Genomic DNA, 14,347 nt, shown 5'->3' with positions numbered 1-14,347 from the left:
AAATAAAACATGTGTTTAGTTCATATCGCTTGTTTAAGGGTCATTATTTTAATTAATAATAAAAAGATACAGTTGCAACTTTAACAATTATCGTTTATAGTTTGCTCGAATATAAAAAGTGTTATGAGAAATCAACTCGTAAAGTACTTTTAGAGAGAGGGTGTATTAATGCCAAGAGTTTCTAAACGGATACAATTACTAGAAGCAGCTGCTTCTATCGTTAATGAACAAGGTAGTGAATATTTAACTTTAGATGCTGTTGCTAAGAAAGCAGGCGTAAGTAAAGGTGGCTTGTTGTATCATTTCAAAAACAAATTTGCATTAATTCAAGGACTTGTCGACCATGCAGACGAAATATATCGAATTAACGTTGATAAACATGTGCAAGGTAATGACCAACAACAAGGCAAGTGGATACGCGCATTTATAGAGGCCACGCGCGAATATAGTTCTGAAAATGCATCTATCACTTCAGGAATGTTAGTCGCACAAGGTATAAATAGTAATTTATTATTACCTTTGCAAGACACATATAAAGAATGGCAATTCAATATTGAAAATGATGGCTTAGACAAAGTTGATGCGACAATTATTCGAATGGCAGTCGATGGACTATGGTTGTCTGAAATATTTGGTTTAGCCGCCATTGATGATTCGATGCGAGCTGAAGTTTTAGAAAGATTAACAGCTTATACTAAAAATGAAAAAATCGATTGAAAAGGGTCGATAAAATTAGAAATTATAAAAAAATAATTAAATGAAAAATTCATGTAAAGCACTGATAATATAGGGATAGTCAATGATTCAAAATTGATTAATCCCTTTTTTTATATGTTATAAGGTTGAAACTAAACCGTCTGGTTGGTACACTAATCGATGTATTAAAAAACTTTGTTGGAGGTTTATATTAATGAAGAAAGTTATGCTAACAGCAGCTATAACAGGTGCTGGAGATACTACAGAAAAAAATAAAAGTGTTCCTGTAACACCTCAAGAGATTGCTGATTCAGCGATAAAATGTGCAAGAGCGAGGAGCGACTGTGGCACATATACATGCTAGAGACCCAGAAACAGGTGGCATTAGTCATAACGTTGAATTTTTTAAAGAAGCAGTGAAATTAATTAGAGAAGCAGACGAAGATATTGTTATAAATATTACTTCTGGTGGGGGCGGAGACTTCATTCCGAACCTAGAAGATCCATATACTGGTGCAAAAGGAACAGACATGCAAACACCAGAAGAAAGACATGAACCTGTAGGCGCATTATTGCCAGAAATGTGTACCTTGGACTGTGGTAGTGTCAATATGGGTGATACGCTTTATTTAAGTCCAGCGAGGTTGGTTAAGAGAACAAGCACAACTTGTTAAAGATGCTGGGGTTAAACCTGAGTTAGAGTGTTTTGATAGTGGGCATATTTCGTTTGCTAAGCAACTTATAAATGAAGGTTTAATTGAAGGAGAGCCGATGTTCCAATTCTGTCTTGGCATTCCATGGGGCGCAGAAAATGACGCGGAAACGATAGAATACTTTAAGACGCGTATACCTGAAAATGCACATTGGTCAGCATTTGGTATTGGCAGAATGCAATTTCCAACAGTAGAAGAAGCGGCTAAACGTGGAGGCAATGTACGTGTGGGCCTAGAAGATAATTTATATTTGGCAAAAGGTGTCAAAGCAACAAATGAACAACTCGTTGAAAAGGCTGTAGAAATATTAAAAGGTTTAGATATAGCACCAATGACGCCCGCTGAAGCGCGTAAAAAATATCAACTTAGAGATCCAAAAGGAGGCACAAAATGAAATTCGCAGTCGTAGGTACAGGCGTTATTGGTAGTGGATGGATTACAAGAATGTTAGCACATGGACATGAAGTAATTGCTACTGATCCAAGTGAAGGTGCATATGAAAGCATGTTGAAACAAGTAAAACAAAATTGGCCATATGCTGAAGAACTTGGCTTAGCAGAAGGTGCTTCATTAGAAAACCTTACATTTACACCTTATTTAGAAGAAGCAGTTAAAGAAGCAGATCATATACAAGAAAATGTGCCTGAAGTTGGATCAATAAAAGAGCAAGTGCTTACAGAAATAGACTTTTATGCACGACCTGATGCAACAATAGGCTCAAGTACTTCAGGTATTAAACCTTCAGAATTACAGCGAAACTTGCAACATCCAGAACGTTTAGTTGTCGCTCATCCTTTCCATCCGGTATATATTTTACCGCTTGTAGAAATTGTTCCAGGACAATTAACTGCGGAAGCAACGACAGTAAAAGCTGAACAAGCTTATGAAAGTATCGGCATGGACGTATTGCATGTAAGACATGAAATAGAAGGTCATATTGCTGATAGATTAATGGAAGCACTTTGGAGAGAAGCATTGCATATTGTAAATGATGGCATAGCTACTACAGAGGAAGTAGATAAAGCATTCACACATGCAACAGGCTTACGTTACGCACAATATGGACCGTTCATGACTTTCCATTTGGCAGGTGGAGAAGGCGGTATGCGCCACATGCTAAAACAATTTGGACCAGCTTTGAAAAAACCATGGACTAAATTAGTAGCACCAGAATTAACGAAAGATTTATATGATGAAGTTGTTAATGGTTGTGAAGCTTCATCACAGGGCCAAACAATGTCAGAGCTTGATCAAAAGCGCAACGAATTCTTAATCAAAGTTAAAAAATTAGCAGAAGCATATTGGCCAGAAGATACACCATCAATGAAAAAAGCTACAAGCCCATCGGTGTATTAATATGATACATTCACAGTTTGAATATACGACTAAAGTGAAAGATATTTGGGTGGATCACAATGGTCATATGAATGACGCTGAATATAATCGTGTGTTTAGTGATGCGACAGATGCTTGGCTTGCTTATCTAGGATTAGATAAAGAGACGATAGCACAAAAGCAATACACAGTATTTACTTTAGAAAACCATGTGATGTATTTAAAAGAAATTAAAGTCGATGAATACATCTCGGTTAATGTTGAGTTATATGATTATGATGCGAAACGTTTACATGTATTTATGACGTTAACAGATGCAAATCAATCTCGTTGTGCAACTTATGAAGTGATGCTCATGGGGATGAATACAGCTGTAGATAAGCCCGAAGCATTTCCAGAAATGATAAAAAAAGCGATTGAAGATTATGCTCGCTACCAATATGATTGAAAATCAGCCCAAAGAGCTTGGTCATCTGATTGGTATTAAGCATAAATAGTATAATTGAAATCAATTTGAAACGATTGATTAACTACGTTTATTGAATGTTTTAAGAAACAAAATTCATGAGTATAAATTGTTTATTTTTATTAATTAAGGTATCTTATTGTATAGGGTAACAAAATCAAATTTTAATTTATTGTATAATTGATTTGTTTTTTAACAACCAAAACGAATAAATTAGGGCTATTTGTAGCTATGTTGTTACTTATTTTAGGATTTGTATAACATCCACAAGTAGTCCTAAATTTATTATGAAATATTTTTAAATTAAATATGTACATAGAAAGGGATTGAACCATGTTAAGTATTAAAAACTTATCAAAAGTCTACGGTGGTGGGAAGAAAGCTGTAGATAACATAACATTAGATGTTGAATCTGGTGAATTTATTGCGTTTATAGGAACAAGTGGTAGTGGTAAAACAACTGCTTTACGAATGATTAACAGAATGATAGAAGCTACTGAGGGACAAATCACAATCAATGGCAAAGATGTCAGTAAAATGAATCCAGTCGAATTACGTAGAAAAATTGGTTATGTAATTCAACAAATAGGACTTATGCCTCATATGACGATCAGAGAAAATATCGTTTTAGTGCCAAAATTATTAAAATGGTCACAAGAAAAGAAAGAGCGTAAAGCGAAAGAATTAATTAAACTCGTAGATTTACCAGAAGAGTTTTTAGATAGATATCCTTCCCAATTATCTGGGGGACAGCAACAACGTATTGGGGTAGTGCGTGCGTTAGCGACTGAACAAGATGTCATATTAATGGATGAACCATTTGGTGCATTAGACCCGATTACGAGAGATACATTACAAGATTTAGTGAAAGAATTACAACGAAAATTAGGTAAAACATTTGTTTTTGTTACACATGATATGGACGAAGCGATTAAGCTAGCAGATAAGATTTGTATTATGTCTGAAGGACAAGTTATACAATTTGATACGCCAGACAATATCTTACGTCATCCTGCAAACGATTTCGTTCGTGATTTTATAGGTCAAAATAGATTAATTCAAGATCGTCCAAACATGCGTACAGTTAAAGATGCAATGATTAAACCTGTAACTGTACACGCAGATCGTTCACTGAACGAAGTAGTTAAAGTCATGAGAGAACGTCGTGTAGACACTATTTTTGTAGTAGGTAATAACAATAGATTACTGGGCTATTTAGATATTGAAGATATTAACCAAGTATTACGTTCAAACAAAGAGCTTATCGATACAATGCAACGTGATATTTATAGAGTAAGAATAGACAGTAAATTACAAGATTCAGTACGTACAATTTTAAAACGAAATGTAAGAAACGTTCCGGTAGTGGATAAAGATGGTGAAACATTAATTGGATTAGTTACGAGAGCAAACCTAGTGGATATTGTATATGACAGTATCTGGGGCGAAATAGATGAAGATGACAATGCGAATCAACATGCAATTGTCGAGCCCGAAAATGTAGGAGCTGATAAATAATGAAAGATTTCATAGAGCAATATGGTGGGCAACTGATATCAAAAACAGCTGAACACTTTTATATCTCAATGATCGCATTGTTAATCGCAATCGTAGTTGCTGTTCCATTAGGCATTATCTTATCCAAAATGAAAAGAACTTCAAATATCGTACTCACAATTGCCGGTGTGCTTCAAACAATACCAACGCTTGCGGTATTAGCTATCATGATACCGATATTTGGTGTGGGGAAATTACCTGCAATTGTAGCATTATTTATCTATGTACTTTTACCAATATTGAATAATACTGTATTAGGCGTCAAAAATATAGACAATAATATTAAAGAAGGCTGGTACAAGTATGGGAATGACGAAGTTACAACTTATGAAAGATATTGAGTTACCGTTAGCTTTACCACTTATACTAGGTGGCATTCGATTATCATCTGTATATGTAATCAGTTGGGCGACGCTAGCAAGTTATGTTGGTGCAGGCGGATTAGGTGACTTTGTATTTAACGGGTTAAATTTATATGATCCATTGATGATTGTAAGTGCGGCAGTGCTTGTAACAATTTTAGCTTTAGTTGTAGACGTATTACTTTCAATAGTCGAAAAATGGGCTGTTCCAAAAGGATTAAAAGTATCCAGATAATATAAGGAGGACATTATGAAGAAGTTTAAACAGTATAGTATCGTGCTTGTACTGTGTCTGACGGTGTTGTCTGGATGTAGTTTACCTGGTTTAAGTGGTAGCGACTCAGATAATGAAGTTAAAATTACAGCACTTGCAACGAGTGAATCACAAATTATGTCTCATATGTTGAGACTCATTATACAACATGACACAGATGGTAAGATTAAACCATCATTAATTAACAATTTAGGTTCAAGTACCATTCAACACAATGCTTTAGTGAATGGAGACGCGAATATGTCAGGGGCAAGATACAATGGCACAGATTTAACAGGTGCTTTAAAAGAAGACCCAATAAAAGATCCTGAAAAAGCGATGACAGCGACTCAAGATGGGTTCCAAAAGAAATTTGATCAAACATTCTTTGATTCATATGGTTTTGAGAACACATACGCATTTATGGTTACTAAAGAAACAGCTGAGAAATATAATTTAGAAACTGTTTCAGATTTAGAAAAATATAGTGATGAGTTAAGACTTGGCGTAGACAGTTCATGGTTACATCGTGAAGGTGATGGTTATCCAGGATTTACGAAAGAATATGGATTTGACTTTGATACAGTGCGTCCAATGCAAATCGGACTTGTATATGATGCATTAAATTCAAAAAACTTAGAAGTAGCAGTTGGTTATTCAACGGATGGACGTATTGAGGGGTACGATTTAAAAGTACTTGAAGACGATAGACAATTTTTCCCACCATACGATACGAGTGCAGTAGCAACGAATAGTTTATTAGAAAAACATCCAAAATTAAAACCAATTATTAATAAGTTGAATGACAAAATATCAACAGAAGAAATGCAAAAGCTTAATTATCAAGCAGATGGTGAAGGTCAAGAACCAGCTGTTGTAGCTGAAAATTTCTTGAAAGAACACAACTATTTTGAAGACGATAAGAAAGGTGGTCAAAACTAATGGAAGGTAATTTATTACAGCAATTAGTCGAATATTATTCAGTCAACTTTGGCTACCTATGGGATTTATTTATTAAGCATTTATTAATGTCAGTATATGGCGTTTTATTTGCGGCAATTGTAGGTATACCATTGGGCATTATCATCGCTAGATATAAAAAATTATCATGGACGATTATTACAATTGCCAATATTATACAAACTGTACCAGTTATTGCGATGTTAGCAATTTTAATGTTAGTGATGGGCTTAGGTCCAAACACAGTTGTTTTAACAGTGTTCTTATATGCATTGTTACCTATAATTAAAAATACTTTTACAGGTATTATTGGTGTTGATGAAAACATTAAAGATGCTTGGTAAAGGTATGGGTATGACACGAAACCAAGTGTTACGTTTGATTGAGTTGCCGTTGTCTTTATCTGTAATTTTAGGTGGTTTAAGAATCGCACTTGTTGTAGCAATTGGTGTTGTAGCAGTTGGCTCATTTATTGGAGCACCAACTTTAGGTGACATTATTATTCGTGGTACAAACGCAACAGATGGCACGACGTTTATTCTTGCGGGTGCAATTCCAATTGCATTAATCGCAATTCTAATTGACGTTGGATTGAGATTTTTAGAAAAACGTTTAGACCCTTCTAATAAAACACAGAAAAAAGAAAAGCATAAGCCTCAAAGTATTAATTAATAAAGGGTAGTGATTAAAGTTGGCAATTTTATCAATTAATTATAATTCTAAAACAATAGGTATGCATCATCATTTTATGGTGATTTTACCGGAAGATGAAAGTTATTTTAATAAAGCAACACAACCGAAACCACTGAAAACTTTATTATTACTACATGGTCTTTCAAGTGATGAAACTTCTTATATGCGTTACACAAGTATCGAACGTTATGCTAATACGCATCAATTAGCTGTCATTATGCCAAACGCGGACCATAGTGGATACAGTAACATGGTTTATGGCCATAACTATTTTGATTATGTATTAGAAGTGTTAGATTATGCGCATCAAATTTTACCATTATCTGATAAAAGAGAAGATAATTTTATTGCTCGGGCACTCTATGGGTGGCTATGGCACCATTAAATATGCTTTATCACAAGGGCATCGTTTTGCTAAAGCTTGTCCGTTATCAGCAGTGTTTAATGGTCAACATCTTATGGATTTTGATTGGTATGATTTCTCAGGTGAAGCTATAGCAGGAATAAGTAAAAGGGTTAAAGGTACTGATTTAGATCCATATCATTTAGTCGATCAAGCAATAGACCTAAATAAAGTTATTCCGGAGTTACTCATTATGTGTGGCACGGAAGATGATTTACATGAAGATAATCAACAATTTATCAAGTATTTAGATGAAAAAGCAGTTCCATATCAATTTGAAGATGGACCTGGTGAACATGATTATGCTTATTGGGATCAAAGTATTAAACGTGCGATTGAATGGTTTGTAAAGGTATAGCATAAAAAAATGTCGATAAAGTCTCAGACTTTATCGACATTTTTTGTGCGCAATTTCCGGGATTGAAATTATATAAAGTTATATGCACATAAAGTAAATATATAAAATGTAATTTTCTGTTTTATGGTAGTGATCACTTTTCTAAATTAATCTATTTAATTGAAGCATTAGTACTTTTGAATTCTTCTTGTAGTTTACCTAAATGTCTTAATGTTGGCGTTAACGCCGCAAAGAAAAAGCCTTCTTTTAATTTACGTGCTTGAGGTGCACGAGGTGAATATGCTCTAGAACCACCATTAACCATGGATGCTTGATTGACTTCAAGTAGTAAATAACCGGCTTCTTTTTTCAAATTAATTAAGTCACCAAATTGATCCTGTAAATCATTAGTATCTAATAAATTGTAAAATTGTTTTTTTATATTGTCGTAACGTGTTTCAAAGTCTTGAACATCATATTCTAAATACTTGTTAATACCATTTTGTGCATTAGAGAATTTATGAATTAAATCAAGTGATGAACGCACAGAACCTAATGCAATCGGTATTTGTAACGCTACAAATTGTGGACGGATCTTAGACGCGAATGTTTTTGCATCGTGTGTAATAATATGTGCTTCAGGTATGTGCACATCATTCATTTCAATTGAAAATGTTGCTGAACCATTCACACCTAAGAAGGTAGACATTTCATTTATATTAACGCCTTCTTGATTGGCTTGAACGATAAACATTACAAGTTCATCTGATGTTTCAGATTTAGAAATAGCACCAAAATAATGCTCTGCAGCAATGTTACTAATCGCAGGTAATCTACCATTCACAATGAATTGATTATCATTATAATGATGTGACAAGTTGAATGATTCTAAATCATTAAATGATTTCATCGGATTTGATAATCCTGTAGCACCTAAAATCTCTCCTGATAGTAATTGCTGTTGTAAATCTTTATTTAAATGAGGCTGTTCTGCATTTTGTAAATAGGTAGAAAAGGCCAGTTGGCACCATAAACAGAAGCCAGTTGTCAGACAAGACTTTGATACTTCTTCGATAACTTCTGAATTTGCTTTGACATCATTTTCTTTAAAATATCCTTCTTTAAATAAATTTTGAATGAAGGTTTTAGGATAGTGTGAACCGTCATCAATTTCTACTAAATATGGATCTAATTCGTTTTCAATATGTGTTTTTAAACTCATAAATATGCTCTCCTTTATTCACCAAAACGTGTTAATATCATTTTCTCTAAATAACTAATGATGCGATCAATTAAGAACCCAAATACCCCAATAAAGAATATGGCAGATAAAACATCTTCTAAATTCAACATATTCCGTGAATCAACAATTAAGAATCCGAGTCCAGATTGTGCGCCAATCATTTCGCCAGAAACTAAGAATATCCAACTTGTTCCAACTGCCATATGTATACCGCCCATAATATGTTTAAATGCACCAGGGAAGAGGATATTTCGATATAATGACCATCCCCTTAAATTTAAATTAGATGCAATCTTCAAATATTGTGGTTCTACATTTCTAATCCCTTTGATTGTATTAAAAACAATTGGGAAAAATGCGGCGATAAAGATAATTGCCATTGCGGGTAAACTCCCGATACCAAACCATAAAACGACGAATGGCGACCACGCAATAGGGGAGACGGGTCTAATTAATTGAAATAGAGGTTCTATTGCATCAAAGAATGCATTACTACGGCCTAATAAAAAACCAACAGGAACCCCTATGATAACTGCAAATCCAAATCCTACAATAAAGCGAAATAAACTAATACCTAAGTGTGAAAATATTTCCCCGGTAATAATGAACTGCCATATACTTTCTGCTACTAGTAAGGGTCCCGGTAAAAGAATAGGCTGGTAATCTCCAATCCAAATTACGCATTGCCATATAAATAGGAAAATAATAAAAGTAATGATTGGTAATGTCCATTTTTTGGCTATATTAGCTGTCATTTCATTTACCCCTCCTTATATAGCGTAGGATCAACAAAATCTTTATAAGCGGGTGCTTTAAAAAGTTTATGATCATTTACTAAATCTGTAATTTTACTGTAACCGTCTTTTTTAATCGTTAAATCGCCGTATGAAGTCCACTCTGCTGATTGTTCTAGGACTTTTCTGTCTTGTTTGAAGTTTTTGGCCATGACATCGACACTTTTATCTTTATTGTTCATTTTATAACCAGCTTGTTTATAATCTGACATAAACTCTTTGGCAACTGTATGATGTTGATCAATAAGATCACTTCTAAGTACAAGTGCGCAACAATAAGCATCTGGAACGATATCATTACCATGTTTTAAAGTGTCGCCTTTGCCTAATTTTTCTCCAAGTGCGCCGAATGGTTCTGCTACAGAATACCCCGAAATTCGATCTTCGCTTAACGCTGCAGGCATTTCTGCTGGAGCCATTTCATGATAACTAAAGGTATCAGATTTTAAGTTCATTTGTTTTCGCATTTTTTCTAGTAATAAATAATGTGTTGAATAACGATGTGGGATAGCAAAACTGTATTCTCCGTGATTGTGAAAATCAGAAGCTTCTTTACCTTTTTGTCCCATAATCACATTGCCCTCATGATGACCTAAGGCGACTGCTTTAATATCTGAACCTTTTTGCTTTGATTTCATCGCAAGTTCAATCAGTGTAGATGCGCCATCGATTTTACCGCTGTTCAAAGCATCCATAAGGTCTGGCCAATTATTAAAACGTATGAGTTCAAGTTTGTAACCAGATTTTTTAGATTTTTGTTGAATTTCTTCTGTCATCATCAAATTTGCTGAATGTGTTATTGGAAGATATCCTATTTTTATAGTTTGCTTTTTATTGTCGCCATTTTGACTATCTTGATTTTTATTCGTGCTACAACCTGAAAGAATAAGAAGGAGTATTAAAGTAAAAGCAATATATTTTTTCAATTTCTAACACTCCTTATAAATGATATTCTGGCTCTGCCATATGGTGATTTAAAGCAAATTTTTCCATAATATCATTTCTTACTTTTAATAAATGACTATCATTACGGTTACGAGGATGAGATTGTTTGATATTATATTGGCTGATAATCTCACAACCATCACCGAGGAGCACAATATTATCTGAAAGATAAATTGCTTCATCAATATCATGCGTAACTAAAATGATTGTTGCTTTTGTGCGCTCTTTTAAACGGACAAGTTGATCTTGTAATTTATAACGTGTAAAGGCATCTAAAGCGCCTAAGGGTTCATCCATGAGTATGACATTCGGTTGATGTACTTGTGCTCTACAAAGCGCAACACGTTGCTTCATACCACCTGATAATTCTTCTGGGAATAATTTCCCTTTATGATTTAAATCTACGGTTTTTAACTGTTCATTGATGTCTTCATTGCTTATGTATTGAGACAAACCAATACGTATGTTGTCGTTAATATTTTTCCAAGGAAGTAAGTTGTGGTGTTGAAATATCATTAAACAATCAGGTGATGGTGTTTGTTTAATTTTTCCATCAATATTTACTACACCTGAAGTTGGTGTTAAAAATCCACCAATAATATTTAATAACGTCGATTTACCACAACCACTTTTACCTATAAAAGTTACGATGTTACTTTTTTCTATATTTAATTCAAAATCATTAATGACTTGGTTATCGCCAAATTGATGTTGAACATGGTCAATGTGAATCATTACAACACCTCGATTAATCTTATCGTTTTAGTATGGTTTATTCTGACACTAAAGGGCTATGCATACACATAGCCCGTGAAGTGATTGATTTTAATGTTTTATTTTGAAAAAAGTGCATAAGAACTACTCATCTCAATTTCATTGAGAAGCAGAATTAAGGATTACAATAGCTAAGCTATTGCATAAGAACTACTAATCTCAATTTCATTGAGAAGCAAAATTAAGGATTACAATAGCTTTAGCTATTGCATTAAGAAAAACTAATGACTAAAAATCACTTTTAGAATTAAGGATTACAATTGCTAAAGCAATTGCATAAGAACTACTAATCTCAATTTCATTGAGAAAGTAGTTCTTTATATTTTCTCGATATCATCGATAGGTGTATCTACAGCTTTACGTGCGCGGCGAACAGCATCTTCATCCGGTGCATCGTATAAACAGATACATTTTGACATATCTTCACATACGTAAGTACGTTGGAATTGTACTTCAGGTACTTCTTCATAATGTACTGAGTTTTTCTTTTTACGTGCTAAATATTGATCCATAGAAACGCCTTCTGGAATATTCCAAGTTACGAGGTAATCTACATGAGCATCACCTTTTTTTACGTCTTCTAATTCTTTACCAACTAAACGTACTTCTTTAACAAGGTTGATATTAATTGAAGCATCTTCTAAAAATTGTTTCGCTTCAGTATCATCATTAGCTTCAACGATAAAGTATCCGTGTGTAAGGTCTTCTGTCGCCTGTACTTCGATAAGTGTTGGCACTTCGCCCGTTGTTAAATCAGTTGCTTTCTTTTCTAATTCGCTTTTATTTGATGCAAATGCTAAATCATTTGCTTCTAGTAAATATAATGTCATAAATATTAACCTCCAAGATTGATAATAAGTGAATAATACAACAATCCCTATCAGATTACAAGGATATAATAGAATGTAATTTTAATTTTCAGAAAACTGTTAATTAATTTATAGAATATTAGAGTTAAGAAGTATCAATGCTAACTGCGTAGCGATTGAGAAAGAGTTAAAGTGTTAAAATATTTATTTTTTAATTAAATCTATTGCTATTGAATTTCAATACATATTATACTTGAGAAAACGCTTACAAATAGAGGGGATAAAGTGACAAAATTGCTATGGCAATCATACGAAAATCGATTAAATTTATTAAAGAGATTAGTGAATCATCAAACCGTGACGAATTCTGAAGGTGAGCTAACATTTCCAAACTTCATCAAGCAACAATTGTTACAACTTACATATTTTCAAAAACATAAAAAACATATTCAAATGACACAAACTGAAGATGATAAGGAAGCTGTCGTTGCATTTTATCAAGCGGACACATCAGCAAAAACAATTGTGTTAATAAGTCATTATGACACTGTAGGTGTAGAGGATTATGGGAATTTTCAGTCCAACGCGTTTAATCCAGATGAATTAAAGTCATTCTTTTCTCAAAATCATGATTATTTAAATGCAGAAGCAATTGAAGACTTAAAGAATGACTCCTATTTATTTGGGCGAGGAACAATGGATATGAAAGCAGGGCTAATGTTGCATCTTTCATTAATTGAATTAGCCAGTGTTGAAGCATGGGACATTAATTTAATTTTAGTTACAGTACCCGATGAAGAGGTCAATTCTTCAGGGATGCGTAAAGCAGTAGAAGCAATCGCTCAGTTAAAGCAACAATATCAATTGGATATACAACTTCATTTAAATAGTGAACCTACTTTTCAACAAGCTGGTGCGGATGAAAAGCATTATATATATTCAGGGTCAATTGGAAAAATTATGCCTGGCGTATTATGTTATGGCAAAGAAACGCATGTAGGTAACCCATTAGATGGTTTGAGTTCTAACTTCATGATGAGTTATATTACTCAAGCGATTGAATACAACAATGTATTTAAAGAAGTTTTTGAAAATGAAGCGACGCCAGTTCCAGTATCACTGCATACAAGAGATAATAAATTGGCATACGATGTCCAAACACCATTCAGAACAATAGGATTATTTAATGTTTTTCTTTTTAAAAATAAGCCTGATGATGTGTTTAGACAATTTATCGATTCAGTGGTACACGCTACAGAACGCTGTGAAAGTGATTGGCTCTCCATATTAGAAGAGCAAGAGAGACAATTTGATACGAAAATTAATGTGCTAACTTATGATCAATTAAAGCAATATGCCATTAAACAACATGGAGTGGCCTATATAACTAAGCAAATTGATAAGGCAATTCAAGAAACAGATGAGTTACATTTACAAAGTGTCAATGTTGTTGATACGTTAATGCAAACCTGTAAAGATATTGCACCGGCAGTAGTGACATTTTTTGCAACACCATATTATCCTGCAGTTAATTCGTCTTACGATAAGCGTATTGAATCAACGGTCAAATTAGTGCATCGAACGTTGCGCGATCAATTTCAACGTCAAAGTGAACGTATTCACTATTTTAATGGTATTAGTGATAGTAGTTATTTGAACTTTGATGGAGATATGGAACAAATTGTTGCTTATGAAAAAAATACGCCTAATTTTAATAAAACATATCAACTACCATTTGAAGCAATAAAAACTATTAGCGCGCCGATATTATTATGTGGACCCATAGGTAAAGACGCGCATAAAGTCAGTGAACGTTTGCATAAAAAGAGTGCATTTGAAGAATTACCTGTTGTTTTAGAACAAATTATTAATTCTTATATTGAGTCAGCAAAAGAATAAGAATAACTTGTAATATTTTCTTAAATAAATTTTTATATTCTATGGCTTGTTAGTGTATAGGTTAGTGCGATATATTAGTGAATATATTCATTGCACAGGTATTTCCAT

General features: G+C 33.7%; 10 protein-coding genes and 5 pseudogenes. 10 read left to right on the top strand and 5 right to left on the bottom strand.

The window, feature by feature from the left end; all coding sequences use genetic code 11:
- Window positions 1-168: 168 nt before the first annotated feature.
- From ABLV95_RS09645 to ABLV95_RS09605, 9 genes and pseudogenes are all read left to right on the top strand, one after another.
- Window positions 169-717, top strand: coding sequence for a TetR family transcriptional regulator (locus tag ABLV95_RS09645; protein WP_460875471.1), 549 nt, complete (start codon window positions 169-171; stop codon window positions 715-717).
- A 193-nt stretch (window positions 718-910) separates the two neighbouring features.
- Window positions 911-1,803: pseudogene (locus tag ABLV95_RS09640) on the top strand (3-keto-5-aminohexanoate cleavage protein).
- Window positions 1,800-2,765 (top strand): 3-hydroxyacyl-CoA dehydrogenase NAD-binding domain-containing protein, encoded by a 966-nt coding sequence (locus ABLV95_RS09635; RefSeq protein ID WP_460875469.1) that lies wholly within the window; start codon window positions 1,800-1,802, stop codon window positions 2,763-2,765. Before ABLV95_RS09640 ends, ABLV95_RS09635 begins: the two are co-directional and overlap by 4 nt.
- A 1-nt stretch (window position 2,766) precedes the next feature.
- Window positions 2,767-3,241, top strand: a pseudogene (locus tag ABLV95_RS09630) (thioesterase family protein).
- Window positions 3,242-3,543: 302 nt separating this feature from the next.
- Window positions 3,544-4,728, top strand: coding sequence for a betaine/proline/choline family ABC transporter ATP-binding protein (locus tag ABLV95_RS09625; RefSeq protein ID WP_460875467.1), 1,185 nt, complete (start codon window positions 3,544-3,546; stop codon window positions 4,726-4,728).
- Window positions 4,728-5,364, top strand: a pseudogene (locus ABLV95_RS09620) (ABC transporter permease). The gene ABLV95_RS09625 and the pseudogene ABLV95_RS09620 overlap by 1 nt, the downstream one beginning before the upstream one ends.
- Before the next feature lie 15 nt (window positions 5,365-5,379).
- A complete protein-coding gene (locus ABLV95_RS09615) occupies window positions 5,380-6,324 on the top strand; it encodes an osmoprotectant ABC transporter substrate-binding protein (RefSeq protein ID WP_460871968.1) in 945 nt (314 codons plus the stop codon).
- A pseudogene (locus ABLV95_RS09610) lies at window positions 6,324-7,014 on the top strand (ABC transporter permease). Before ABLV95_RS09615 ends, ABLV95_RS09610 begins: the two are co-directional and overlap by 1 nt.
- A 19-nt stretch (window positions 7,015-7,033) precedes the next feature.
- Window positions 7,034-7,796: pseudogene (locus tag ABLV95_RS09605) on the top strand (alpha/beta hydrolase).
- A 151-nt stretch (window positions 7,797-7,947) separates the two neighbouring features.
- Here ABLV95_RS09605 and ABLV95_RS09600 read toward each other — a convergent pair.
- From ABLV95_RS09600 to ABLV95_RS09580, 5 genes are all read right to left on the bottom strand, one after another.
- Window positions 7,948-8,997 carry an acyl-CoA dehydrogenase gene (locus tag ABLV95_RS09600; RefSeq protein WP_427706478.1) on the bottom strand — a complete coding sequence of 350 codons (1,050 nt, stop codon included), beginning with the start codon at window positions 8,995-8,997 and terminating at the stop codon, window positions 7,948-7,950.
- A 14-nt stretch (window positions 8,998-9,011) separates the two neighbouring features.
- Window positions 9,012-9,773 (bottom strand): ABC transporter permease, encoded by a 762-nt coding sequence (locus ABLV95_RS09595; protein ID WP_427706480.1) that lies wholly within the window; start codon window positions 9,771-9,773, stop codon window positions 9,012-9,014.
- A 5-nt stretch (window positions 9,774-9,778) separates the two neighbouring features.
- On the bottom strand, window positions 9,779-10,738 hold the full coding sequence (locus tag ABLV95_RS09590) for an ABC transporter substrate-binding protein (RefSeq protein WP_427706482.1): 960 nt from the start codon (window positions 10,736-10,738) through the stop codon (window positions 9,779-9,781).
- A gap of 13 nt (window positions 10,739-10,751) precedes the next feature.
- A complete protein-coding gene (locus tag ABLV95_RS09585; protein WP_427706484.1) occupies window positions 10,752-11,492 on the bottom strand; it encodes an ABC transporter ATP-binding protein in 741 nt (246 codons plus the stop codon).
- A 356-nt stretch (window positions 11,493-11,848) separates the two neighbouring features.
- Window positions 11,849-12,361: a DUF4242 domain-containing protein gene (locus ABLV95_RS09580; protein ID WP_460871967.1), complete on the bottom strand. Its 513-nt coding sequence runs from the start codon at window positions 12,359-12,361 to the stop codon at window positions 11,849-11,851.
- Between the two features lie 264 nt (window positions 12,362-12,625).
- Between ABLV95_RS09580 and ABLV95_RS09575 the strand changes: the two genes are divergently transcribed.
- Window positions 12,626-14,239, top strand: coding sequence for a M20/M25/M40 family metallo-hydrolase (locus ABLV95_RS09575; RefSeq protein WP_285324356.1), 1,614 nt, complete (start codon window positions 12,626-12,628; stop codon window positions 14,237-14,239).
- Window positions 14,240-14,347: the final 108 nt, after the last annotated feature.

It is taken from the genome of Staphylococcus sp. Mo2-1, assembly GCF_046721385.1.
GTDB classification, from domain to species: Bacteria; Bacillota; Bacilli; order Staphylococcales; family Staphylococcaceae; genus Staphylococcus; species Staphylococcus equorum_A.
This window is presented reverse-complemented; position numbering and strand designations above follow the sequence as displayed.